This window comes from Paenibacillus sp. FSL R7-277 (assembly GCF_000517965.1).
Classification (GTDB): domain Bacteria; phylum Bacillota; class Bacilli; order Paenibacillales; family Paenibacillaceae; genus Paenibacillus_AQ; species Paenibacillus_AQ silagei.
This window is the reverse complement of record NZ_ASPX01000054.1, coordinates 21512-45972: the sequence shown is the minus strand read 5'-3', so window position 1 is coordinate 45972 and position 24461 is coordinate 21512. Positions and strand designations below refer to the sequence as shown.

The following is a 24461-nucleotide window of genomic DNA, read 5'->3' as shown; positions in this document are numbered from 1 at the left end:
TCCTTACTGAACGCCTTGCCTCACTTCACAGATGCAGCCGCTCCTGTGAGGTTAGCCGGCGTCCTTTGACATCATGCTTGATTCTTCCGTCCTCCAGCACCCACAGACGGCTGGCATAACGCTCGGCCAGCTCGATCGGCAGCACCGTAAGCACGGTAAGGCCTGTCTCCTTGCACAGATTGCGGAGGGTCTCCAGCACATTCTCCGCAGTCTTGGGGTCAAGGCCCGTCACCGGCTCATCCGCCAGGATGACTTTGGCGCCGTGGACCAATGCCCGGGCAATGGCTACACGCTGACGTTCACCGCCGCTGAGCTGGCCGGACTTCAGCTTGGCCTTGTCCAGCAGGCCAAGCAGATCAAGCTGGTCCATCGCCCCCATATAATCATCTGAGCGGACCATGCCTGTAGCCATCCGCCACAGCGGCGTCTGGGAGGCCTGTCCAATCAGCACATTCTTCAGTGCAGTGCGGTTCGGATTCAGCTCCGCATTCTGCTCCAGATAAGCCCATTCCCGGCGGATTTTACGTTTGCCGGCGAAGGGGCTCTTCATAATATCCTGCCCATCTACCCTGAAATTCCCTCTGTCCCACTTCTCACGCAGGGCCAGGCAGCGCAGCAGTGTTGATTTCCCGCTGCCGCTGGCTCCCAGCAGCGCTACAAATTCTCCCGGTTCTAATTGAAATCCGATATCCTGAAGCACCGGTGTTTTATCTTCCCCGACCGCTTTGGCCAAATGTTCAACTGTAATCATAGGTCAGCCTCTCCTGTCTTCGACTCTACTCTATAGTGTACTCTGAAAGCGGGATCAAATTCCATGCGAGCATTCGTTCTTATTCTACCTCATATCGTCTTCCGTGGCGAGAACAATAACCCTGCCAGCCCAAATACAATATACAGGCCGCCCATTACGGCAAACACACTGCCGCCCCAGCCGAATTGCAGCAGCAGCCCGCCGATGCCCGGCCCCGCAATACTTCCCAGACTATAATGGAAGGAAGCGACTACATTGGCAGCGGGAAGCAGCTTGCGCGGCAGGATATCGGCGGCATAGCTTAATCCTAGCGAGAAAAAGGAGCCAACAAGCCCCCCGGCCACCATCAGCACCAGCAGGGTGAGCAGGACATGGTCGCCGGTAAGCGGCTGCAGCGTGAAGGCCAGGCCTCCTCCTGTCCCCGCAGCAATCAGGATGGCCTTGCGGCCATAACGGTCGCTCCATATGCCGAGCGGCAGCTGGAGCAGCAGGCCTCCAATGCCTGCAAAGGGCAGCAACGCGGCAATCTGGTCTGCACTGAACCCGGTGCGCAGCCCGTATACCGGGAAGCTGCTGTTCAGGCTGGCTTCCATATAGCCGTATAGCAGTGCCGGAATCAGCGCATACCAAGCAAGCCGGTAGCTCCGGCCGAATCTGCTCGCCTGGCCTTCGCTGTGATCCATAGCTTCCGGCCGCGAGTCAGGCAGCTTGAAGCCCACAATCAGCAGCACGATTACGAACAGCAGGGCTGTAATCAGGAACGGTGCGGGCTGCCCGAACCGCAGCAGGCTGATGCCCAGCGGTCCGAGGCTGAAGCCCAGTCCGTAGGACATCCCGTAGAGCGACAGGTTCCGTCCACGGTGCTCCGCCGGTGTCATGAGCAGCACCCAGAGCTGCGCGGCGTAATTCACCGCTGAATCGCCGATCCCGACCAGCACGCGGAGCACGAACCAGACCTTCACGCCGGTAAGGAGCGGGAACAGCAGGAGTGATACCAGCACCAGCGCGAGACCCGCGGCGATTAGCTTCTTGAAGCCGATGGCGCCAAGTACCCTTTCTGCAATCAAGGTCATGGCAAATGAGCCTACATACAAGGCAGCCGCATTAAGTCCGTTCAGCGAGGACGATACGCCTTCCTGCTCCAGTAGAATAGATAAGACCGGCAGCAGCATCCCCTGGCTCAGCCCTGCCAGAATAATCACGGCAATCAAAATCGAATAATTCATTCTACCGCTCTGTCCATGCGGCATCGGTATAGAATCTGACACAAATAAATCCTCCTATGTAATTCATTGATGAACGGAACCAGATGTCCATGCGGCAAACACCGAACATTATAGTAGACAACCCTCTTCAAAACAAGAGATAATATATAGAAGTGACTGATTTTCTGGAGGTGACCCGGCTTAAATGAAGTATGAACTGAACATTGATGTTTCCCCCGTATACGAACTGCTGGACAGTTTCATGTTATATGTGACCAAGAAATGGACCTCCAATCTGGACATCGGCACCGACTGGATCCGGGATGTGGATGGCCGCTTCACTCCCGCACAGCTGGCTGCACTGAAGCAGGCCGCCGAGTGGCCGTTCGAAGATTATGATGTACTCTACGCCTGGGCCTACAGCCGGGGCGAGGCTTCCAAGGTGCTGCAGTTCCTGGCTGAGCTGGAGAGCTTGTCTCTGGAGGATTGCCTCCGGCGGACCGAGCCTTTCTTCCATCAATTCACGGCCGAGGAATGCGCACGGATCAAGAACGGATATACGCCTCTTTTGCGGATATGGTATGAGCATTATTTCCGCCATGTGGAGCATACCCTGCTGCCGCTGCTGATTGAAGACGCTTCTGAGAAAAAAATGCTGGAAAGCAAAATGGACATGGTCCCGCTGATCGAATATGCTTCCGGCGGAATTGTCATTGAGGACATTCCCGGACTGAAGACGATTGTGCTGCTGCCTACCGTGCATAACCGGCCGATCAACACGTACTGCTTCTTCAAGAACCTGATGCTGGTGCAATATCCGGTTGATGTCCCCTCAGACAATGAGGAGGAGCCTCCAACGGTGCTGCTTCGTTTAACACAGGCTCTCTCTGATCCTACCCGGCTGAGACTGCTGCGCTTCGTAGCGAACGAACCGAAGACACTGTGGGAGATGCAGTCCGAGCTGAGCCTGTCCCGGGAGATGCTGATGCATCACCTGCTTAGTCTAAGAGTCGCCGGGCTTCTGCGGGTCCATTTGCGCGGTGAAGGCACCGAACGCTACAGCATACGTCCTGACGGGGCCTCGGAGCTCCAGATGTTTCTGGAGTCCTACATCCGTATCTAACAGACCAACTTAGGAGTGAACCTCATGAAGTATTTGACCCAACAAGTGATCTTTGATCTCGACGATACCCTGGTGCATTGCAATAAGTATTTTGACCTTATCCTTGGACAATATTTCGAGCTGATGTCTGACTGGTTCAGCGATTACCAGCCTACCATCGGCGAACTGCGCAGCAAGCAGGTGGAGATCGATGTCGAGACCGTTAGCACAAGCGGCCTGGCCAGCGACAATTTCCCGAAATCGCTGATTGCCACCTACCGTTACTTCTGCAGCAAATATAACCGCAAGCCGGATGCCTTCGAGGAGCGGCAGCTGATGAAGCTGGGACTGAGTGTGTACGACCAGGAGGTGGAAGCTTATCCCGGCATGGTAGAGACGCTGGATACCCTCAAGCAGGACGGCCATTCCCTCTATCTCTATACCGGCGGCGACGACACCATCCAGCAGCGCAAAATCGCCCAAATGAAGCTGGACGCCTATTTCGATGACCGCATCTATATCCGCCAGCACAAAAATGTGGAGGCGCTTGAGAATATCCTGACTACCTATCCGTTCGACCGTAATATCACCTGGATGATCGGCAACTCCCTGCGTACAGATGTACTGCCCGCGCTGACTGCCGGGATCAATAGCATCTATCTGAAGCAGCCGAATGAGTGGCTCTACAATCTGATTGAGCTGGAACGGGAGATGCAGCAGTCCGTCCTGACCATCTCTGCCATTCACGAGGTGCCTCCGGTGATCCGCACCGCTGCGCTGCGGGAGCATCACGGCTGATTGACTTGCACCATCAGAATCGGGCAATTGTTACAAATGGCATAGGCAGCCTGCCGCCGGTATGATTATACTATTTGAGTAGATTTTCACATCGTGCAGGAGGCTGGCCATGAATAACAAAGCTAACCGTTCCAGGAATACCCCGAATCACGGGCGTCTGCTCCCTATGCTGCTTGCAGTGATTGCCGTGCTGCTGATCGCCCTTCTTGCCTTCTTCCTTACACAGGGCAAATCGTCCGGCACTGAGGCGCTCGATAATCTCCCCAACTACACCGATGTGAAGGGCAAGATCGTGGTGGACGGGCTGAAATACGAGAAGCAGCCGCATCTGGGCAGCGAATCCGCCAAGGTGAAGGTGATTGAATTCGCCGATTTCAAATGCCCTGCCTGCAAAAATTGGACCGCCTCCTACCTGGATACGTTCATCAAAGACTACGTAGACAGCGGGAAAGTCCAGTTCTACTTCATGAACTTCGCCTTCATTGACCGGGACTCTTACCTGGCCGCCAGTGCGGGGGAAGCTATCTATCAGCAGAATAATGAGAAGTTCTGGGAGTATCTCCACAAGCTCTACGAGAGCCAGGGCGATGAGAGCAAGATCTGGGCAACCCAGAAGTTCATCCTTAAGTTCGTGAAGGACAATATTGCAGGGATTGACCAAGAGCGGTTCGAGCAGGATCTGAAGAACCATACGTATATGTACGATGTCAAAGAGGACTTCAAAATCGCCGGAGCTTATGGCGTCAACGGCACACCGAAATTCATGGTGAACGGCGTCCTGCTGCCGGATTCCTCCTATGAAGGCTTAAGTGCCGCCATTGAAGCGGCTTTGAATGTATCCCCGTAATCTTTCTTGCAGGTGAAGCTCATCATCCTATAACAAAGCGCCCCGCCATGAAAATCTGGCCGGGGCGCTTTTGGTATTCAGGAATTATGATTCCACGGCCAGCTGGCCGGTATCCATATTCTGCAGCACCAGCTTGCCTTCAAGCGGCGCGCCGTCCTCACCGGTCAGCTTCAGCTTCCCGGTTCGGCCCTTCTCAATCAGGGCCTTCACCTGGGTATCGGTGAGCGTGCGCCCGTGATTCTCCTTCCAGATCACGAAGGCGCAGCCCTCCTTATAATGGGAGCAGCCGTAGCCCTTGCGGCCCATGAAGATCATGCCGCCGCAGCTTGGACGCGGGCAGCTGCCGATGACCTTCGGCCCGGCATCCCCGCTCTTCCCGGCAGCGGCAGACGCCGCGCTGCGCGGTTTGGCCGTTGCCGGCTTGCGCCCGGCCGCCTTGGATTCGGCGGGCTTGCGCGTCGCAGCAGCCGGGCTGCGGCCCTTGCCGCCGCTGTTTAGCGAAGGTGTATCCCCTTCGAAGGAGGTCTTAGCGGCGCGCGACTGCACACGGACCTTGTCCACAATCATCGAAGCGAATCGCTTGACGTTCTCCATGAATTGCCCGTCCGCTGCGGTGCCGCGGGCAATCTCATTCAGGCGGCGCTCCCACTGCCCGGTCATTTCCGGGGAGGTCAGCAGCTCCACGCCAGCGCCGCGGATCAGTTCAACCGCCGTCCGCCCCTTTTGGGTGATGGCGATCTTTTTCCCCTGCATCTCCACATAGCCGACATTCTTCAGCCGTTCAATCGTAGCGGCTCGGGTCGCCGGAGTGCCCAGCCCCGAATCCTTCATGGCATCGCGCAGCTCTTCGTCCTCAATCTGCTTGCCTGCGCTCTCCATCGCCTTCAGCAAGGTTCCTTCGGTGTAAGCTTTTGGAGGCTGGGTATCCTTCTCCTTCACAACCGCATCGCTGCAGATCACTTCACCCTCCGCTTGAACCGAGAACGGCTCGTTCACCTCAAGCTCCTCTTCCTCCTCGTCTTCCTTGCCTTTGCCCTTGGCCGGTTTGGACTTGTCCTTCTTCTGGTCTGCGTAAATCACCTTCCAGCCGAGGCTGAGCAGTTCCTTGACCGTAGTCTTGAACTTCTCGGCTTCCACTTCGGTCATCACCGTATGCACCTTATATTCCGCAGCCGGGTAGAACTGGGAGAGGAAGCGGCGGACAATCAGATCGTACAGCTTAGCCTCGTCCGCACTCAGCCCGTTCGCCTTACGGTTCGTAGGCAGAATCGCATGGTGATCCTCCACCTTAGACGGATTACAGATAAACTTGTTGCCTTTATGGACCAGGTTACGGTTCGCACCCTTCACCCAATCGTCGTACTGCGTGCCTTGAAGGGCCGACAGCGTCTTGTGCATTTCAGGAATATTCTGCTCCGTGACATAGTTGGAGTTAGTACGCGGGTACGAGATTACTTTATGCTTCTCATACAGCGCCTGGGCGATATCCAGTGTTTTTTTGGCGGAGAAAGCATATTTCCCGTTCGCCTCACGCTGCAGCAGCGTCAGATCGTACAGCTTATTCGGATATTCCTTGGTCTCTTTGACCTCATAGAGAACAATCCGGGCGGGCTTGCCTTTGACCTTGGCCGCAAGCGCCTCTGCCTTCGTACCCTCCGTTAACCGGTCGCCTTGCCACATTCCCTTATACATCAGCTCATTCTGGGTGAAATGCCCTTCCACCTCAAAGAACTTCAGCGAGGAGAAGGCTTCAATGGTCTTCTGACGGTCATAGATCAGCGCCAGCACCGGGGTCTGCACCCGGCCTACAGAGAGCAGCACATTATGCTTGGTGGTAAAAGCGCGCGAGCCGTTCATCCCGATCAGCCAGTCCGCCTCGCTGCGCGCCCGGGCCGCTTTGGTCAGATTCTCGTATTCCGATCCGTCCTTCAGCTCCTGGAAGCCCTTGCGGATCGTCTCCGGCGTCAGGTCGGAGATCCACAGCCGCTTCACCGGCTGGTTCAGCTCCAGGTAACGCTGGATTAATGAGAAAATATGCTGGCCCTCACGCCCGGCATCGCAGGAGTTCACCAGCAGATCGCTGCGCTTCGCCAGCTCCCCGATTACCTTCAGCTGATCCATGGTACGTGCATTGGGCAGCAGCTTGAACTCCTCGGGGATGATCGGCAGATCATTCATGTTCCATTTTTTATATTTATTGTCGTAGGCTTCGGGCTCTGCCAGGCCAATCAGATGCCCAATCGCCCAGGTGATGATGTACTGCTCCCCTTCCAGATAGGAACGGTAGTTTTTGGCCTTCGGTTCTATTGCGGCGGCGATATTCCGCCCCATGTCCGGTTTCTCCGCAATAATGAGTGTCTTCAACAATAATCGCTCCTTACCCTTGGTTCATTACAAAAGTTGTCCAGTAGTTTATTATACCATTCCTGGCCCCCAAAATCCGCTGCTCATTATTGAGGCCTGCTTACGCGCAGCACGGCCTCGCCCATATCAATGACTTCCTTGTTACCCGTTCTGCGGTCCATGTATTCAATCCTTTGCTCTGCGGCCAGCTTGCCGACCACCAGCGCAACCGGTATACCGATCAGTCCGGCATCCTTGAATTTGACCCCGGCCCGCTCATCGCGGTCGTCAAGCAGGGTATCGATGCCCAAGGCGGTCAGCCGTGCATACAGGGCTTCGGCCAGCTCACGCTGCGCTGTATCTTTGACCGACATCAGCAGAATATGAACCGCATACGGAGCTAGGCCCTGCGGCCAGATCAGCCCCTGGTCATCGTTGTTCTGCTCAGCCACTGCGGCCAGCAAGCGGGAGATTCCGATGCCGTAGCAGCCCATTACCATAGGCCGGGTGCGGCCGTCTGCATCCAAATAATCTGCCCCCAGCTTCTCACTGTAGACCGTGCCCAGCTTGAAGACATGCCCTACCTCGATGCCCTGCTGGAAATCCAGCTCCCCTTCGCCGCACTGCGGACATCAGTCGCCGGCAACCGCATTACGGAAATCCCCCACCTGCGTCAGCGGAAAGTCCCGGCCGGGCACCACTCCACGCAGATGGTAATCCTCTTCCCCCGCGCCTGTGACTGCTTCTGTCATGGCTGCAACAGCAGCATCCACCAGGATAGGCACGGACAATCCGGCAGGACCGACATAACCACTTCCGGTTCCGGCAGCCTCCTGCACATGCATGGCATCAGCCAGCGTAATGTCACCGCAGCCGAGGTGCTTTTGCACCTTCAGCTCATTCACCTCATGATCTCCACGGACCAGCACAGCAACTGTCTTGCCTCCGCCCGTGTAGATTAATGTCTTGATGATCTCATGCGGTCTGAGCAGACTCTCCTGCTCCAGCTGCTGAATTGTCTTCTGGGAAGGCGTATGGAATCGCTCTGGAGCAGGTCGTCCGGCAAAATCTTGTCTATCCGGTTCGGCTCCGCTCCGCACTTCCGCCTGCTCCAGATTCGCAGCATATCCGCACAGGGAGCAGACTGCTATCGTATCCTCACCTATCTCTGACAGGGCCATAAATTCATGATTCTGGCCATTGCCGCCAATCGCTCCGGCATTCGCCTGCACCGCCCGGTACTTCAGGCCGCAGCGGTCAAAGATCCGCTCATAAGCGCTGTACATCACCTGATAGGCCAGATCCAAGCCCTCCCAATCCGTATCAAACGAATAGGCATCCTTCATCAGGAATTCCCTGCCCCGCAGAAGCCCTGAACGCGGACGACGTTCATCCCGGAACTTCGTCTGAATCTGATAGACAGTCACCGGCAGCCGCCGGTAAGAGCTGATCTCTGCGCGCATTAGCGCTGTAACCACTTCCTCATGGGTCGGACCCAGCACGAACTCACGGTCGTGACGGTCCCGGAGCTTCATCAGCTCTTTGCCGTACACCTCATAACGTTCCGATTCTCTCCAGAGCTCTGCGGGCTGCATTGAAGGCATAAGAACCTCCTGCGCACCGGCGGACTCCATTTCCTGGCGTACAATCTGTTCCATTCTGCGCAGTACCCGCCGTCCAAGCGGCATATAGGTGTATACCCCGGCAGCGAGCTGCCGGATATATCCGGCACGCAGCAGCAGCTGGTGGCTCCTTGTCTCTGCTTCCGCAGGAGCTTCGCGCAGAGTGGTAACTAATAGATTGGTTTGACGCATACAGATCAGCCTCTTTCGTCGAAAAGTGTGTCCAGCTCCAGAACATTTCGCTGCCATAATGAGAACGCAAAAAAGACGCATCCGTCAGGGACGAATGCGCCGTGTTACCACCCTGTTTCAACCCCAAGACTCTCTAAGCCTGCGGTCCTCTAATCCGGATAACGGCCGGTTCCGGCAGACTTATGCCCATCTTCAGCATAAGCTGCAGCTTCCAAGGCAGGATTGGTGTCTTACGCACTCGGGGGATCTTTCAGCCGGTGAATCCCCTCTCTGCTTACGGCGTTTACGGATACCAGGTCCTTGGTCAACGCTGTTACGTTATAAATGTTGGTTCTTAATCTATACGATATTCGAGGCCGCGTCAAGCGGGCGATGAATAGATTGTGAATGCAATTAAATATTTTACACCAAATCCTTAAGATATGAAAAGAATGTGTCGATAAACCGAATATGAGTTGAGGTATTCAGAGAGAAACGGCTAGCTACCAGCCGATTTCCATGTACCAGAGGGGGAACCGTTCCAATGTTCAAGTCAGTCAACCGCTTCACCGGCAAGCTCAGATCGCGATCACTGCAAAGACAAATGATGATGCTTTTCACCATTATGCTGGTGATCCCGATCCTCTTGGTCAGTTATTTCTCCTATTCCAGTGCGAAAGGGGAATTGGAGCTTAAAATGCAGAAAGCCACGCATTCCAGTGTAGATCTGGTCGCCGGGACCATTCAAGAATATGTATCCGCTGCTATGCGGAATGTAGATTTGCTCAGCCGCCAGATTGAGTCTTCCGGGCTCGATGTGAAGGCTCCCGCAACACGCACACTCATCGATCAGTTCATGAAGGCACATCCTGAGCTTGAGATTCTTACGGCGGGCAACGAACAAGGTGCCTGGATGAAGGCTCCGGACCCCGGCAAACAGGATTATGATCCGCGTACACGGGACTGGTATAAGGCGTCCATGCAGAATGCCGGTACCACTACAATCATTGATCCTTTTGTCTCCGCAACAACCGGCAATTATACGCTGTTCATCTCCCATTCGCTGGAGGATGGCAAAGGAGCTGTGACCACAAGCCTCAATCTCAAGGCAATGAGTGAAAGAATCCATACTACCCATCCGGGTGAAACCGGCTACTTCTACATTGTGGACCGTAATAATAAATTCGTCTCTTATCCGGGCAAAGCAGCAGGTGAGGATGTAGCAGATTATATAGTGAAAATGCTGGCAAACGACAGCGGGGACCTGCACTATACCAATCCGGACACGGAGATGGACATGCAGGGTTATTATACAACCGACCCGAACACCGGCTTCAAAATTGTCGGCATTCTGCCTACCCAAGAATTCTCGGATGCCTCACAGCCCATTATCTATACCGGACTTATGGTTCTGGCCGTTGCCCTGATTGTCGCCTTAACCTTGATGTACCTGATTGTCCGCTCTATTACGAAGCCGATCCGCAGCCTGAACCGTTCTGCACAGCGGGTAAGCGAAGGCTATCTGAATGAGCAGATTCAGATGAACCGGGTGGATGAAATCGGTCAGCTGGCACAGAATTACAACCTCATGGTAGGCTCTCTGCGCGGCATCGTATCGGATATTTCGGACACCTCGGGACAACTCGCAGCCTCCAGCCAGCAATTGAATGCAACCACTGAAGAGAACTCCAGAGCCACCGCTTACGTGGCTGAACTGGTGCAGGATTCTTCCGAGGGTGCGCAGACACAGACCTCGGCCATGGCAGAGACCTCGCGCGCGATGGAGGAAATGTCTTCCGGTATTCAAAGGATCGCCGAAGCCGCCGCCTCCATCGTCGATTCTTCCGCCAGCACTGAAGCAGATGTGCGCAGCGGCAGCCGGAAGATGGAACAGGTCAGCCAGCAAATGGATGCCATCCGGACCTCTACCCACCACTCTTCGCAGCTGATCGGGCAATTAAACGGCTTGAACGATGAGGTGTCCGCGATGAGCAGTGCAATTTCGGCGATCGCCGTACAGACGAATCTCCTGTCGCTGAACGCCGGCATTGAAGCGGCCCGGGCCGGAGAGCAGGGCCGGGGCTTCGCCGTCGTGGCTGCTGAGGTGCGGAAGCTGGCCGATCAATCGAAGAATACCGCCGGAGATATTCAAGATACCCTCCAGCAGATGACCCGGTTGATCGACCAGACCTATGAAGCGATCCGGCATACCGTTGCAGCTGATGTTGAGCTGGGTATTCAGGTTACCGCCGAAGCCAAGGAATCCTTCAACAGCATTGAACAGTCTACAGCCAAAATCAACAGCCAGCTGCATGACATCTCGGCTATTACCGAGCAGATGTCAGCGGGAGCGCAGGAGGTCGCCGCTTCCGTTCACGAGATCTCCGGCATCTCCCGTTCTACTTCTGACGCCTTCCAGAGTGTAACGGCAGCTACAGAGGAACAGCTCGCTTCCATGGAAGAGATCTCCGCCTCCTCTACGGAGCTGTCCAGGATGGCGGGCGATCTGCAGCTTAAGATTGAACGGTTCAAGCTGGAAGACTAGCCCCCGTAATCATGTGAGCGGTGAAGGCCATTCAATAATATAGCAGCATAATAAAAAGCCGTCTCTCAGCAATGCTGAGAGACGGCTTTTTGGTACATATAGGGTTAAGCAAGTACAGTCGAACCCATCAGGTATTTATCCACTTCACGCGCTGCTTCACGTCCCTCGTTGATAGCCCAGACGACCAGACTCTGTCCGCGGCGCATATCTCCGGCTGCGAATACTTTATCCACGTTCGTGTTGAATTTGCCATAACGGGCCTTCACATTGGTACGGCGGTCCGTATCCAGCTTAAGCTGCTCAATGATATCCTGCTCCGGTCCGTCGAAACCAATCGCGATCAGCGCCAGCTGGGCCGGATAGACAGCCTCGGTTCCCGGAACCGGCTGGTAGATCTTCCGTCCTGTCTCGTCCACCATCCGGCGGATCTGCACCGTGTGCAGCTCCTTGAGGTTGCCTTCTTCATCGCCGACGAACTTCGTCGTCATGATAGAGAATTCACGCGGGTCTTCACCGAAGACCGCTTTGGCTTCCTGCTGGGCATAATCCAGGGTGTAGACATTCGGGAACTGCGGCCAAGGGTTGGCAATCGGATCACGCGTAAGCGGTGCTTTGTCGTGAGTGCCGAATTGGGTGATGCTATTGCAGCCATGCCGCAAGGAAGTCGCTACACAGTCAGAGCCTGTGTCGCCTCCGCCCAGCACGATTACGTCCTTGCCTGCGGCGGATACATAGTTGCCATCCTCCAGATTGGAATTCAGATAGCTCTTGATCGTGCCGTTCAGGTAATCCATGGCATACATAACCCCTTTGAGGTCATGGCCCTCCACGTTGAAGCGTCTTGCCTTGGTAGCCCCGCCGCAGAGAACAACGGCATCATATTCATCCACCAGCTGCTGCGCCGGAATGTCTTTACCAATCTCCGTGTTAACCACGAACTCGATACCTTCTGCAGCCAGCAGATCGACACGGCGCTGTACGACACGTTTGTCCAGCTTCATCGTCGGGATGCCGTACATCAGAAGTCCGCCGATACGGTCACTGCGCTCAAAGACCGTTACCGTGTGACCCGCCTTGTTCAGCTGGGCGGCTGCGGCCAGTCCTGCCGGACCGGAGCCGACAATGGCGATCCGTTTGCCTGTACGCTTCTCCGGCGGACTCGGGACTACCCAGCCCTCTTCAAAGCCCTTGTCCACAATGGCCAGCTCGATCGTCTTAATCGTAACAGGCTGTCCAATCAGACCGACGGTACAGGAGCCCTCGCAGGGTGCAGGACAGATGCTGCCGGTAAATTCAGGGAAGTTATTGGTCTTGTGCAGGCGCTCCAGCGCTTCCTTCCACAAGCCACGGTAGACCAGGTTATTCCACTCCGGAATCAGGTTATGCACGGGACAGCCTGAAGTACCGCCGCTCATATCCATGCCGGTGTGGCAATACGGTGTGCCGCAATCCATACAACGGGCACCCTGGGTCCGAAGCTCGTCCTCGGTCAGATGCTCGTGGAATTCTTCCCAATCCTTCACGCGCTGCTCGGGATCGCGGTCCCCTGGGAGCTGGCGCTTATACTCCATAAATCCAGTAGGTGTAGACATATATACGTTTCCCCCATCCGTTCTCTTCGTGTTGATGTATAGTACACCATTTCTAATTTTAATTATATTAGCATTCAATACTTTCGCACTGTAATGGACTAATCTGCTGATTATTTGTACTATTTCACATCTTGTGTCAGAGAAAACGCTTCATTGTCACTCCTTGCGGTCGTACACCATAAAACGATAATCATACGGATTCTGCTCATTCTTGAGTCCCGGTGTATTGGAAACTTCCTTCCACCGGCTCCAGTCTACCTCAGGGAATGTCGTATCGCCTTCAATCTCCGCCTCTATCCGTGTAACACGCAGCTTGTCGGCATACGGCAGCATCAGGCTATAGATCTCGGCTCCGCCGATCACCATCAGCTCATCCTCTTTGCGCCCCTCAGCCAGCGCCTCAGCCAGCGTATGGATGACCTCAGCCCCTTCGGGTACGAAGCTCTTATCGCGGGTCAGAATCAGGCTGGTACGGCCCTTCAGCGGCTTGCTGCCCAGCGACTCCCAGGTTTTTCGGCCCATCAGCATCCGTTTGCCGAGTGTCTCTGCTTTGAAATAAGCGAAATCCAGCGGCAAATGCCAGGGCATGTCATTATTTTTGCCAATTACGCCATTTGAGGCCATCGCCCATATCATGGTAATGCTCATATAGCAACCGGTGCCTTGATTCCCGGATGATAGACATAGTCGGTAAATTCAAAATCCTCAAAGGTATAATCAAAAATACTGTCCGGTACTCTGCGGATGTTAAGCTTCGGCAGCGCATAAGGCTCCCGTGCAAGCTGTGTGGCCACTTGTTCCATATGATTTGTATATATATGCACATCTCCGCCGGACCAGATGAAGTCTCCGACCTCAAGCCCCGTCTGCTGCGCCACCATATGCGTAAGCAGCGCGTAGCTGGCAATGTTAAACGGAAGCCCCAGGAACGTATCCACCGAACGCATCGTAAGCATGCAGGAGAGCTTGCCGCCCGCTACATAGAACTGAAATACGAAATGGCAGGGCGGAAGCTTCATCTGCTCGATCTCGCCTACATTCCACGCACTAACGATATGACGCCGTGAATCGGGATTATGCTTAATTGACTCAATCACATTCGCAATCTGATCGATATGCTGCCCGTCCTTGCTCTCCCACGCCCGCCACTGCGAACCGTATACCGGTCCCAGCTCCCCGTTCTCATCGGCCCATTCATCCCAGATCGAGACGCCGTTCTCCTTCAGATACGTTGTATTGGTATCCCCTTTGAGGAACCATAGAAGCTCATGTACCACCGATTTCAAATGAATGCGCTTGGTGGTCATCAGCGGGAAGCCCTTCGACAGATCGAAGCGGAGCTGACGCCCGAAGACGGACACTGTACCTGTACCTGTCCGGTCGCTCTTAGCTGTACCGTTGTCGAGAATATCCTGCAATAAATCCAAGTAATTACGCAAGCCGTATCACACCCCACTCTCTTTTTTCTTCTATTAGTTTACCATGAGCTGACGGTCGTTGTAACTTCCCTAACGATAAAAATACGCAAAAAAACATACATTTCTCTGCCCGAATTGGGCTGACTGCCAGCTATTTCCGAACGTTCAGGACAGTGACCTCAGTCAAAAGAGGATGTTCCCTGACCATCTGCATGGCTTCGGGAACATCCTCTTGTGTTCTTACCGCATAAGCTTAAGCGGTTATTATTTCATTACGTGGATCGGGTGGCCTTCTACCAGCTCAGCCGCTTCCATAACGATCTCGCCAAGGGTTGGATGCGCATGGATGGTCAGTGCGATATCTTCAAGCGTTGCGCCCATTTCAATCGCCAGACCCAGCTCAGCGATCAGGTTGGAAGCTTCGATACCGACGATTTGTGCGCCGAGCACCTGATTGTTGTCGCTCTTCGCTACAATCTTGATGAAGCCTTCAGGAGCATTCAGGGACACCGCACGGCCGTTGCCTGCGAACGGGAACTTGCCGGCCTTAACCGCATAGCCCTTATCCTTAGCTTCCTTCTCGGTCAGACCTACGCTGGAGCATTCAGGATCTGTGAAGACTACAGCCGGCATTACCTTGTAATCTACAACCGATTTGTGTCCGGCAATGGCTTCCGCAGCAATCTTACCTTCGTAAGAAGCTTTGTGCGCCAGGGCAAGACCCGGAACGATATCGCCGATTGCGAAAATGTTAGGAATATTAGTCCGTCCCTGATGGTCTACCTTCACCAGACCGCGGTCATCCAGCTCAACGCCGATCAGATCCAGGCCCAGCTCGCCGTCAGTATTCGGACGGCGTCCTACGGTTACCAGCAGGTATTCAGCAGTCACTTCTTTGGACTCTCCGCCTACGGAGTACTTTACAGTAACTTCCTTGTCGTTCTGAACCGCAGATTCGGCTTTGGCATTAGTCACAATTTCAATGCCGGTCTTAGACATATTCTTGGCAACCAGACGGGTCATGTCTTTGTCGAAGCCAGGCAGAACGGTATCCAGACCTTCAATGATGGTAACCTTGGTGCCGAATTTGGAATACATCTGACCCAGCTCCGCACCAATGTAGCCGCCGCCGATAACGATCATGCTCTTAGGAATTTCAGGCAGATCCAGCGCTTCCGTGGAGGACAGGATGCGTCCGCCGAACGGGAATGGCTTCAGTTCAATCGGACGGGAGCCCGTTGCAATAATGCAGTTATTGAACTTGTAACGCGGGGATTCATGATCATTGAACAGACGGGCTTCGTTTGTGCTGATGAACATAGCTTCTCCGCTGAATACTTCGATCTTGTTGCCCTTCATCAGGCTGGTAACGCCGGAAGTCATTTTCTTGACTACGCCGTTCTTGAAGGCCTGAGTCTTGGACCAGTCCACCTTGACGTTCTCGGCAGTAACACCGAATACTTCACCGTGCTGGGCAGCCTCGAATTGATGAGCGGCTGAGATCAGGGCCTTGGAAGGAATACAGCCGCGGTTCAAGCACACGCCGCCGAGTTCCGATTTATCTACAATGATGACCTTTTGGCCGAGCTGGGCGGCACGAATTGCCGCCACATACCCGCCGGGACCTGCACCAATAACCAATGTGTCAATTTCGATTGAAGCGTCTCCGACTACCATTAATTACACCTCCATAACTAACATATCAGGATTTGCAAGCAGGGTCTTAATGTAATTCATGAAATTCTGTGCTGTTGCGCCGTCAATAATCCGGTGGTCAAAGCTCAGGGACAGTGCCATTACAGGTGCTGCAACGATTTCGCCGTTCTTCACAACAGGCTTCTCAGTGATACGTCCGGTTCCGAGAATAGCAACTTCAGGGAAGTTGATGATCGGAGTGAAGAACATACCGCCGGCAGAGCCGATATTGCTGATCGAGATCGTGCTGCCCTTCATTTCATGCGGAGCCAGCTTGCCGTCGCGTCCGCGCACAGCCAGATCTGAAATCGCGCTTGCGATCATCCAGATGCTCTTGCGGTCAGCGTCCTTGATGACAGGAACGATCAGACCGTTGTCTGTATCTGTAGCAATACCGATGTTGTAGTATTTCTTGTAGACAATTTCGTTGGTAGCTTCGTCAATCATCGCGTTAAGCGCCGGGAACTGACGGGAAGCGGCCACGAGTGCCTTCACGATGAACGGGAGGTAAGTAACCTTCACGCCCTTCTTCTCGGCTACCGGCTTCATGCGGGCACGGAAGGCAACGAGCTCCGTAACATCCACTTCGTCCATAATCGTAACATGCGGTGCAGTGTAAGCCGATTTAACCATGGCATTGGCAATCGCCTTACGGATACCCTTGAATGGTACGCGTTCTTCTTCCAGACTTGCATTGCCGGAAGCTGCTGCTGCCGGTGCTGCCTTAGCTTTTGGCGCTTCTGCTGCTGCCGGTGCAGATGCTGCTGGAGCCGATGCCGCTGGTGCTGTAGAGCCGCCCTTCAGGAAGGCTTCCACATCTTCCAGGGTGATCTTACCGTTCTTGCCGGAGCCGTTCACCTGGGAGATGTCCACACTCTTGTCGCGGGCGAATTTGCGCACGCTAGGCGTTGCCAGTACTTCACGGTTAGGAGCTGGAGCTGCCGCCGCTGTCGGAGCAGTACTTTGGGAAGGAGCTGCTGCCTGGGCACCGGATGCTTCAGCATGGCCGCCCTCCTCGTGAGGAACATCACCTTCTGCAGCAATGATCGCCACAACTTCACCTACACGGCAGATCTGGCCGTCTTTGGTGAACACTTCGACTACAGTACCGTTGACTGGAGAAGGAACTTCCACAACTGCTTTATCATTCTGAACTTCCATAATGATATCGTCGTCAGTGATTTTGTCTCCAACCTTGATGTGCATCTTGATGATTTCCCCTTCATGCAGGCCTTCGCCTAGTTCAGGGAACTTGTATTCGAAGTTCGTTGCTCCGCCAGTAGCCGGGCTGCTGGTTGCCGGAGAAGAAGTAGTATCCGCTCCGCCCTTGGCTGCATCAGCTTCCTGGGAAGCCTGCTCTGCCGGATGGCCGCCCTCTTGCTCAGGGATGTCGCCTTCTGCATCAATAATGGCTACAACTTCCCCTACACGGCATACTTGTCCGTCCTTGGTGAAGACTTCAAGCACTGTGCCGTTGACCGGACAAGGAACCTCTACTACCGCCTTGTCGTTCTGAACTTCCATTACGATATCGTCATCGGTTACTTTGTCGCCGGCTTTGATATGCATTTTGATAATTTCGCCTTCATGCAGACCTTCGCCCAGCTCAGGGAACCGGTACTCAAATTTTGCCACCTTGATAACCTCCTATAAATTATGTTGAGTTATTCCAACAGTCCTGTTTGATAGAAGACAGAAACGGCTGCCGCCCTTAAATACAAGGACGGCAAGGTCGTTACTTACTAGAATTCCATGACTTTCTTAACTGCCGTGATGACACGTGCAGGGGTAGGAATCCAAGTATCTTCGATTTGAGCAAACGGGAAAATTGTATCTGGACCTGCTACACGAAGCACAGGGGCTTCCAGGTGCAGCAGAGCTTTTTCGTTAATCTGGGCAATAACCTCAGCGGCTACGCCGGAGCTCTTCTGAGCTTCTTGTACAACAATCGCGCGGTTAGTCTTCTTGATGGAAGCCACAATGGTGTCGATATCAATCGGGCTAACGGTACGAAGGTCGATAATTTCGACTTTGATGCCTTCTTTTTCGAGCTGGTCGGCCGCTTTGGTCGCTGTATGTACCATTAGGCCGTAGGTAATGATAGATACATCCGTACCTTCGCGTACTACATTCGCTTTGCCGAGTTCAACGGTATACTCACCTTCAGGCACTTCTGCCCGGAAAGCATGGTACAGGTTCAAGTGCTCCATGAAGAATACAGGGTCATTGTCGCGGATCGAAGCGATCAGCAGTCCCTTCGCATCATAAGGATTAGAAGGAATAACTACCTTGATCCCAGGACTCTGGGCGATCAGACCTTCCAGAGAATCGGTATGCAGCTCGGCTGCCTTAACGCCGCCGCCGAATGGAGTGCGGAAGACTACAGGAGCATTGTACTTGCCCCCGGAACGCCAGCGCAGGCGCGCTGCCTGAATAACGATCTGATCCAGAGCTTCAAAAATGAAGCCTACGAACTGGATCTCAGCGATCGGGCGGAAGCCCTGCACGCCAAGACCGAAAGCCAAACCGCCAATGGCAGACTCTGCCAGCGGTGTATCGAAGACGCGCTCCTCGCCAAATTCCTTCTGCAGCCCTTCCGTTACACGGAATACGCCGCCTACATTACCAACGTCTTCTCCGAAGATAAGAACATTGGGGTCACGAGTCAGTTCAACGCGCATTGCGTCACGAATTGCTTCTTTCATATTCATCTGTGCCATTGCCTGATATCCCCCTTATTCAAAATCGGCTTTTTGTTCTTCAAGATGTTTCGGAGTTACCTCGAACATGCTGTCGATCAAGCCGGGAATGGTCATTTTTTCGGTCTGTTCTGCTTTCTTAATCTGCTCGTTGACAGTAGCTTTCGCTTCTTCTCTTACGCGCAGAGTGTCCTCTTCAGTCCAGAGGCCTTTCTTCTCCAGGTACTTGGCGAGACGGGCAATCGGATCTTTCTCATTCCATTGGCCTTCTTCTTCCTTCGTACGGTACTTACTGGCATCATCGGACAGGGAATGCGGACGGAAACGGTAGGTTACCGCTTCGATCAGTGTGGCGCCTTCGCCTTTGCGGGCACGTTCAGCAGCCTGCTGTACAGCAGAGATTACTGCAAAGACGTCCATACCGTCGATCTTGATTCCGGGAATCCCTGCGGCAACTGCCTTGTGGGCGATGGATTTCGCTGCTGTCTGCTTCGAGAACGGAGTGGTGATGGCATAGCCGTTGTTCTGAACGAAGAAGATCACCGGCAGCTTGTATACTCCTGCATAGTTAAGGCCTTCGTAGAAGTCGCCTTCAGACGAACCGCCGTCACCGGTATATGTGATTGCAACGTTCTGCTGTTTCTTCAATTTGAAGCCCATAGCAATACCGGTAGCATGAAGAATCTGTGCTCCGATAATGATCTGCGGCATAAGTACATTAACGCCATCAGGAATCTGTCCGCCATGCTGATGTCCGCGGGAATACAGGAACGCCTGATATAATGGAAGGCCATGCCATACGAGCTGTGGAATATCGCGGTAGCCCGGGCAGACGAAATCTTCCTTCTGCAAAGCGTACTCGCTGCCGATCATTGTAGCTTCCTGACCGGATACCGGTGCATAGAAGCCGAGACGGCCTTGACGGCCCAGGTTGACAGCACGGTCATCCCAGGTACGGGTAAATACCATACGGTACATAATTTCTTTCAATTGATCATCGGTAAGGTTAGGCATCATTTCCTTGTTGATAATTTCTCCATCCGGGGAAAGAACCGTAAGGGCTTCAACGTCCTCTGTATACACTTCATAAGGAACTCTAGTCATTATCTTCACCTCAATAAAAAAATTTGAATATCAGTGGTCTCTGTTATAGAATTATTATACACCTGTTGTATCTGTTTCGTCAAAGAAATACGCATAAAATTTATGTTTCCATAAATTTTGTATGTATAACAGGCGTTTAAATATCCTATAACAGATTGAAGGATATTTATCAAGTAAATGATATATCCCACATTTGCCGCTTGGTTAATTTTAACGCAACACTAAGTCTTAAGCAAAATCCGACATGAAAGGTGACGATTTGACAATGAGCGAACCTGTTTTTCTGAAACGTACAATTGTAAAACAAACACTGTGGAGCGAACACCTGCAGGAAGAGCGCAAGCTGCGTATCTATCTTCCCCCCGGATATAATGAAGTACTCAGCTATCCCGTCGTCTACTGCCAGGACGGTGAAGAATTCTTCAACTTCGGCCGGATTGCCACCTTGGCTGGTCAGCTGATTCTGGAGCAGGATGTGGAACCCTTCATTATAGTGGGCGTCGAAGTGAACGTGGCAGTCCGCACCGCTGAATATGCTCCGTTCGGCAGCCGCTTCAAGCAGTACCTTGCATGCTTCGCCGAAGAGATTATTCCCTTCATTGAACATAATTATCCTGTCCGGCGCACACCGGAGGAGCGGATCGTAGCCGGTGATTCCCTGGGCGGCAGTGTCTCCCTCCACCTGGCGCTGGCGTATCCGGGATTATTCAGCCGTGTGCTCAGCCTCTCCGGCGCCTACTATCCCGAGACCCGCGAGCTGTTATCACAAGAGGAAGATCTCTCCTGGCTTCAGATCAACATGGTTGTAGGGCTTGAAGAGCGCGACTACAAGACCGATACCGGCGTCTATGATTTCGTGGAGATGAACCGGGAGACCAAGGCCATGCTTGAAGCCAAGGGAGCCACGGTGTCCTACCGCGAGAAGGACGGCCAGCATCTTTGGGGTTTTTGGCAAAAAGAGCTCCCGGAATCATTACTCTATTTCTTCAGCTCCTGAAACAGCAAATAGAACCCCAAAAGTGAACATCTTACGAACTTATGTATGCAGTACGATTGACTGCGCTTTCATCACGAATCGGACATACGGTGCCGTTCCTTAAATCATAAGGACGGCAACCGGTCCGGCTGTAGCACTATGCCTGCCAAGTGGAAGCGGCTTTGCCGTCCTTTTAAAGGACGGTACCGTTTCAGCGAGAAATAGAAGGATAATTTATTTCTCCTGAATAATCCGTTCCAGCAGCACATCACAACCGGCGTTGATTAAATCATAGACCTGCTCGAAATTACCGGTGAAATACGGGTCAGGCACTTCACGCAGCTCCTCATCCGGCAACAGATCCATGAAGAACAACAGCTTGGACTGCTCACCGCCGGGAATTTTGCGCACATTCTCCCCGTTGGACTTGTCCATGCAGATGATATATTCGAATCTCTCGAAATCCTCACTGGCTACCAGCCTTGCTCTCATATGCTCATAGCTGATGCCATGCAGATCAAGGATACGCCTTGTCCCTTCATGTGGCGCTTTCCCGATATGCCAGTCTCCCGTTCCTGCAGAATCCACTGTAATCTGATCCGTAAGCTGACGCTGTTCAATCTTGCTGCGCAGCACAGCCTCCGCCATCGGCGAACGGCAAATATTCCCCAGACATACAAACAACACGTTAACGATCCCTCTCACCTCCTGCGCTCAAGCATACCTTATCATCCGTAATGGATGGGTGCGGTCAGACGCACTAACCCTATTTTAGCGTCAGCGCGGCAATTGTACAACTTTTGAAACTGCTATATACTGTTCAGGATGATGAACTTAATTGAACAACAAGGAGGGGGAGCTATTGCCATCCGGGCGTATTGTAATTGTTGCAGGCGGTGAACTGACCGCGGAATGCCTGCGCTTATTAGATGAAGAGGATTATATTATCGGTGCTGACCGGGGAGCGCTGTTCCTGATTGATCATGGCTTCACCCCCCAGCTTGCCGTTGGTGATTTCGATTCTGTCTCTCCTGAGGCACTGGAGCGGATTCAGGCGGGAAGCAAGAAGACTATAAGCTGTGATCCGGTCAACAAAGACCTTACCGACAGTGAAATGGCCCTGGATCTTGCCCTGAACCTCCAGCCGCAGTCTATTCTGATGATCGGGGTAACGGGTACGCGCATGGACCATACGCTGGCCAGCATTCAAATGATGACAAGAGCACTGCAACGGCAGGTAGCCTGCTCTATTATGGATGCGAACAACTACATTACGCTTACCGGCTCTCAGGCGGTTGTAGAGGAACGGGGGTATTCCTATGTCTCCTTGCTGCCTCTGACTCCCGAGGTAACAGGCATCACCCTTCAGGGCTTCCAATATCCTCTGGAGAACGCCACCCTCAAGTTAGGGCAATCCTTGGCCGTGAGCAATGTGCTGCTGGAGCAGAGCGGAACCGTTCATATTGAGAGCGGACTTCTGCTAATTATTCAGAGCAAGGACTGAATACATAGATTTTTGGAGACATCGCTGTAACCTTTGTTTCAAAATCGTAAAGCCGGGAAACCCTTTGTGCATCAAGGGTTTCCCGGCTTTTTTCGGCGAACTCAATACGCAAATATTAATATTTTGTAACTTTTAATGTGATTTTAATAAAACGCTTACATTGCATATCCCGCCCGCATTTAGCCCATCTCTTCCATAATTTAGGCCTGTCATAACCTGCTATACTACGAATCAGACGAACGAAACTACTAGAATTCATTACAACCTTGGAGGTATACAACATGAATAAGCAACAATGGTTCAAGCAAGCAATGACAATTGGTCTGTGCACAACAATCGGGTTCAGCGCCTTACTCGCAACCGGAGCAGGAACAGCCCCTGCTGCCGCTTCAGCTGTATCCGCTGATGCTGTATCTGCCGATTCTGTAAGTGCCGATTCTGTATCCGCATCTTCCACTGGCTCCAAAGTGGTCAGCTTCGGTAAAAAGTATCTGGGTACGCGTTACCAGTTCGGTGCCTCCACTTCAACTACACGTTATTTTGACTGCTCCTCCTTTACTCAATATATTTTCAAAAAATATGGTGTAGATCTGCCCCGTACGTCCGTTGCCCAATCTAAAGTGGGTAAATCGGTCAGCAAAGCCAATCTGCGTGTCGGCGATCTGGTGTTCTTCTCCAGCGGAAGCCGGGCCAACGGCAAGAACGTCACCCATGTGGCTGTATATGCCGGCAATGGCAAGATCCTTCACACTTACGGCTCACCCGGCGTGACCATTTCAGATCTGAATTCGGGTAACTGGAAAAAAACATACCTGAAATCACGCCGCGTACTGTAACAGCCAGAAGATCTATTATAGCTTGTACCAAGAGAGTACATGTCTATTAGCCGGAGAGCTGCTTGCAGCGGCCGTCAGCTTGTGGCCCCGCTCTCCGGTGTCCGCAGTACATATCCGGTTCCACGCACCGTATGAATCAGTTTATTCCGGCGGCCTTTATCCACCTTCAGTCGCAGATGCCGGATGTACACATCCACCACATTGGTATCCGCTTGAAAATGATACCCCCATACCTGCTGCAATATTTCAGCACGGGGACAGACTTCACCCAGATTCTCTGCCAGATAATACAGCAGGTCGAATTCCTTGGGGGTCATCTTCAGCTCGGCTCCATCCCGGATGACCTGCCGGCGTCCGCGATCGAGGAGCAATCCGTCCACCTTAAGCAGCGAGGCCGCATCTCTACGGCGGCCTGTCAGCTTAAGCAGATTCAATATTCTGTGTTTGAACTCACCGGTATGTACAGGCTTCTCCATGTATTCGTTGCCTCCGGCATCGAATACGGAGACAGCCGCTTCCCCTTTCACTCCAGGCGCCCCTCCGGATATGACCATCACCGGCAGAATCATCCCCTCCTTCCGCGCCTCCGAGACAGCTTCCCAGCCCGCCCAGCCTCCGGGTTCCTCCAGCTCCGCGAGCAGAAGCACAGGCTCACCGCCTGAGAGCAATAAGCGAAGACTATCCAGGTCTTCGCTTATTGCTGTTCTTATACCAAGGCTATGGATGGCCTCCTCAAGCCCGATATGGCCGGCAGCCCTATCCTCTCTGTCTGCATCAGCTTCAAGGCTATCCGGGCGCGGACCGGGTATATACCATGCTATCTTTTCATTCACCGGGATAGTCCCCCTGTACCAGTCTTGCACCGGCTGTGCCGCCGCAGATGATACCTAGAATTCCCGCAAAACAAAGAGACCATTCGGGGGAATGGTCTCTTTGCGGCACTAATTATAGTACGAAATCGATCTCCTGGAATGCGGCCACCTGGGTGTCCCAGCGCTCTGCCACAAAAGCCTGATGCGCCGGATGATTATTGTAGGCATCATAAGCCGCCTGATCGGCGAACTCCATCGAGAAGCCGAACTGGTGCTCACATTTGGCGCTGACCTGACGCAGCACCTCGAAATTCTCCACCACCGGAATAGCGCTAAGAATCTCAGCTCCATCCCGCAGAAAAGCTCTGGTCTCCTCCGAATCCGGGGCGGATTTCAGTGTAAATACAGCCATATGACGGATGGTTCCCTTGTTCATTGCGC

The 24461-nt window shown here is 53.3% G+C and carries 20 protein-coding genes and 1 pseudogene; 7 read left to right on the top strand and 14 right to left on the bottom strand.

All coding sequences use genetic code 11. The features are described from left to right. Positions 1-25 precede the first annotated feature (25 nt). Together C173_RS16430 and C173_RS16425 are read right to left on the bottom strand one after the other, a co-directional pair. Positions 26-751, bottom strand: coding sequence for a phosphonate ABC transporter ATP-binding protein (locus tag C173_RS16430; RefSeq protein WP_036726471.1), 726 nt, complete (start codon positions 749-751; stop codon positions 26-28). Between the two features lie 89 nt (positions 752-840). Next, positions 841-2001: an MFS transporter gene (locus C173_RS16425; RefSeq protein ID WP_036726469.1), complete on the bottom strand. Its 1161-nt coding sequence runs from the start codon at positions 1999-2001 to the stop codon at positions 841-843. A gap of 160 nt (positions 2002-2161) precedes the next feature. On the opposite strand from C173_RS16425, the gene C173_RS16420 reads away from it, so the two are divergent. The 3 genes from C173_RS16420 (at position 2162) to C173_RS16410 (ending at position 4703) form a co-directional block, all read left to right on the top strand. Beyond that, on the top strand, positions 2162-3079 hold the full coding sequence (locus tag C173_RS16420; RefSeq protein ID WP_036726468.1) for an ArsR/SmtB family transcription factor: 918 nt from the start codon (positions 2162-2164) through the stop codon (positions 3077-3079). 24 nt (positions 3080-3103) lie between these two features. After that, positions 3104-3856 carry an HAD family hydrolase gene (locus C173_RS16415; protein WP_036726466.1) on the top strand — a complete coding sequence of 251 codons (753 nt, stop codon included), beginning with the start codon at positions 3104-3106 and terminating at the stop codon, positions 3854-3856. A gap of 109 nt (positions 3857-3965) precedes the next feature. Beyond that, a complete protein-coding gene (locus C173_RS16410; RefSeq protein ID WP_036726465.1) occupies positions 3966-4703 on the top strand; it encodes a DsbA family protein in 738 nt (245 codons plus the stop codon). Positions 4704-4787: 84 nt separating this feature from the next. Here the strand turns inward: C173_RS16410 and C173_RS16405 are convergent, their stop codons facing one another. Continuing rightward, positions 4788-7067 (bottom strand): type IA DNA topoisomerase, encoded by a 2280-nt coding sequence (locus C173_RS16405; protein WP_036726462.1) that lies wholly within the window; start codon positions 7065-7067, stop codon positions 4788-4790. A gap of 86 nt (positions 7068-7153) precedes the next feature. Then, positions 7154-8860 (bottom strand): annotated as a pseudogene (locus C173_RS16400) (proline--tRNA ligase). 523 nt (positions 8861-9383) lie between these two features. On the opposite strand from C173_RS16400, the gene C173_RS16395 reads away from it, so the two are divergent. Next, complete coding sequence (locus C173_RS16395) at positions 9384-11384, top strand: methyl-accepting chemotaxis protein (RefSeq protein WP_036726460.1); 2001 nt, start codon at positions 9384-9386, stop codon at positions 11382-11384. 104 nt (positions 11385-11488) lie between these two features. Here the strand turns inward: C173_RS16395 and C173_RS16390 are convergent, their stop codons facing one another. The 7 genes from C173_RS16390 to pdhA form a co-directional block, all read right to left on the bottom strand. Beyond that, positions 11489-12976 carry a glutamate synthase subunit beta gene (locus C173_RS16390; protein WP_036726458.1) on the bottom strand — a complete coding sequence of 496 codons (1488 nt, stop codon included), beginning with the start codon at positions 12974-12976 and terminating at the stop codon, positions 11489-11491. A 156-nt stretch (positions 12977-13132) separates the two neighbouring features. After that, positions 13133-13624, bottom strand: coding sequence for a dihydrofolate reductase (locus tag C173_RS16385; protein ID WP_036726455.1), 492 nt, complete (start codon positions 13622-13624; stop codon positions 13133-13135). Further along, positions 13621-14415, bottom strand: a complete 795-nt coding sequence (thyA, locus tag C173_RS16380; protein WP_036726453.1) for a thymidylate synthase — start codon at positions 14413-14415, stop codon at positions 13621-13623. Before thyA ends, C173_RS16385 begins: the two co-directional genes overlap by 4 nt. A gap of 243 nt (positions 14416-14658) precedes the next feature. Further along, a complete protein-coding gene (gene lpdA, locus C173_RS16375) occupies positions 14659-16071 on the bottom strand; it encodes a dihydrolipoyl dehydrogenase (protein WP_036726452.1) in 1413 nt (470 codons plus the stop codon). A gap of 3 nt (positions 16072-16074) precedes the next feature. Next, positions 16075-17724 (bottom strand): 2-oxo acid dehydrogenase subunit E2, encoded by a 1650-nt coding sequence (locus C173_RS16370; RefSeq protein ID WP_036726450.1) that lies wholly within the window; start codon positions 17722-17724, stop codon positions 16075-16077. Between the two features lie 107 nt (positions 17725-17831). Further along, positions 17832-18809, bottom strand: a complete 978-nt coding sequence (locus C173_RS16365) for an alpha-ketoacid dehydrogenase subunit beta (RefSeq protein WP_036726449.1) — start codon at positions 18807-18809, stop codon at positions 17832-17834. 15 nt (positions 18810-18824) lie between these two features. Then, positions 18825-19892, bottom strand: a complete 1068-nt coding sequence (gene pdhA, locus C173_RS16360; RefSeq protein ID WP_036726447.1) for a pyruvate dehydrogenase (acetyl-transferring) E1 component subunit alpha — start codon at positions 19890-19892, stop codon at positions 18825-18827. Between the two features lie 265 nt (positions 19893-20157). Between pdhA and C173_RS16355 the strand changes: the two genes are divergently transcribed. Beyond that, positions 20158-20889: an alpha/beta hydrolase gene (locus C173_RS16355; protein WP_036726444.1), complete on the top strand. Its 732-nt coding sequence runs from the start codon at positions 20158-20160 to the stop codon at positions 20887-20889. A gap of 213 nt (positions 20890-21102) precedes the next feature. On the opposite strand, the gene C173_RS16350 is transcribed toward C173_RS16355, so the two are convergent. Beyond that, positions 21103-21564: a low molecular weight protein-tyrosine-phosphatase gene (locus C173_RS16350; RefSeq protein WP_036726628.1), complete on the bottom strand. Its 462-nt coding sequence runs from the start codon at positions 21562-21564 to the stop codon at positions 21103-21105. Between the two features lie 166 nt (positions 21565-21730). Here C173_RS16350 and C173_RS16345 point away from each other — a divergent pair, with 166 nt between their 5' ends. Both C173_RS16345 and C173_RS16340 read left to right on the top strand, forming a co-directional pair. Beyond that, positions 21731-22372: a thiamine diphosphokinase gene (locus tag C173_RS16345; RefSeq protein WP_036726443.1), complete on the top strand. Its 642-nt coding sequence runs from the start codon at positions 21731-21733 to the stop codon at positions 22370-22372. 281 nt (positions 22373-22653) lie between these two features. Further along, entirely contained in the window at positions 22654-23208 is a 555-nt protein-coding gene (locus C173_RS16340; protein WP_036726441.1) for a C40 family peptidase, read from the top strand. Between the two features lie 74 nt (positions 23209-23282). Here the strand turns inward: C173_RS16340 and C173_RS32920 are convergent, their stop codons facing one another. Both C173_RS32920 and C173_RS16330 read right to left on the bottom strand, forming a co-directional pair. Continuing rightward, positions 23283-24041, bottom strand: coding sequence for a winged helix-turn-helix domain-containing protein (locus C173_RS32920; RefSeq protein ID WP_051478102.1), 759 nt, complete (start codon positions 24039-24041; stop codon positions 23283-23285). 112 nt (positions 24042-24153) lie between these two features. Then, positions 24154-24456 carry a Dabb family protein gene (locus C173_RS16330; RefSeq protein WP_036726439.1) on the bottom strand — a complete coding sequence of 101 codons (303 nt, stop codon included), beginning with the start codon at positions 24454-24456 and terminating at the stop codon, positions 24154-24156. Positions 24457-24461: the final 5 nt, after the last annotated feature.

What these genes read in the sequence shown, in the direction of transcription:
- C173_RS16430 (WP_036726471.1), bottom strand. Translation starts at nt 751, where the DNA reads ATGATTACAGTTGAACATTTGGCCAAAGCGGTCGGGGAAGATAAAACA.
- C173_RS16385 (WP_036726455.1), bottom strand. Translation starts at nt 13,624, where the DNA reads ATGAGCATTACCATGATATGGGCGATGGCCTCAAATGGCGTAATTGGC.
- C173_RS16415 (WP_036726466.1), top strand. Translation starts at nt 3,104, where the DNA reads ATGAAGTATTTGACCCAACAAGTGATCTTTGATCTCGACGATACCCTG.
- C173_RS16340 (WP_036726441.1), top strand. Translation starts at nt 22,654, where the DNA reads ATGAATAAGCAACAATGGTTCAAGCAAGCAATGACAATTGGTCTGTGC.
- pdhA (WP_036726447.1), bottom strand. Translation starts at nt 19,892, where the DNA reads ATGACTAGAGTTCCTTATGAAGTGTATACAGAGGACGTTGAAGCCCTT.
- C173_RS16330 (WP_036726439.1), bottom strand. Translation starts at nt 24,456, where the DNA reads ATGAACAAGGGAACCATCCGTCATATGGCTGTATTTACACTGAAATCC.
- C173_RS16425 (WP_036726469.1), bottom strand. Translation starts at nt 2,001, where the DNA reads ATGCCGCATGGACAGAGCGGTAGAATGAATTATTCGATTTTGATTGCC.
- C173_RS16390 (WP_036726458.1), bottom strand. Translation starts at nt 12,976, where the DNA reads ATGTCTACACCTACTGGATTTATGGAGTATAAGCGCCAGCTCCCAGGG.
- C173_RS16355 (WP_036726444.1), top strand. Translation starts at nt 20,158, where the DNA reads ATGAGCGAACCTGTTTTTCTGAAACGTACAATTGTAAAACAAACACTG.
- C173_RS16365 (WP_036726449.1), bottom strand. Translation starts at nt 18,809, where the DNA reads ATGGCACAGATGAATATGAAAGAAGCAATTCGTGACGCAATGCGCGTT.
- C173_RS16410 (WP_036726465.1), top strand. Translation starts at nt 3,966, where the DNA reads ATGAATAACAAAGCTAACCGTTCCAGGAATACCCCGAATCACGGGCGT.
- C173_RS16395 (WP_036726460.1), top strand. Translation starts at nt 9,384, where the DNA reads ATGTTCAAGTCAGTCAACCGCTTCACCGGCAAGCTCAGATCGCGATCA.
- C173_RS16420 (WP_036726468.1), top strand. Translation starts at nt 2,162, where the DNA reads ATGAAGTATGAACTGAACATTGATGTTTCCCCCGTATACGAACTGCTG.
- lpdA (WP_036726452.1), bottom strand. Translation starts at nt 16,071, where the DNA reads ATGGTAGTCGGAGACGCTTCAATCGAAATTGACACATTGGTTATTGGT.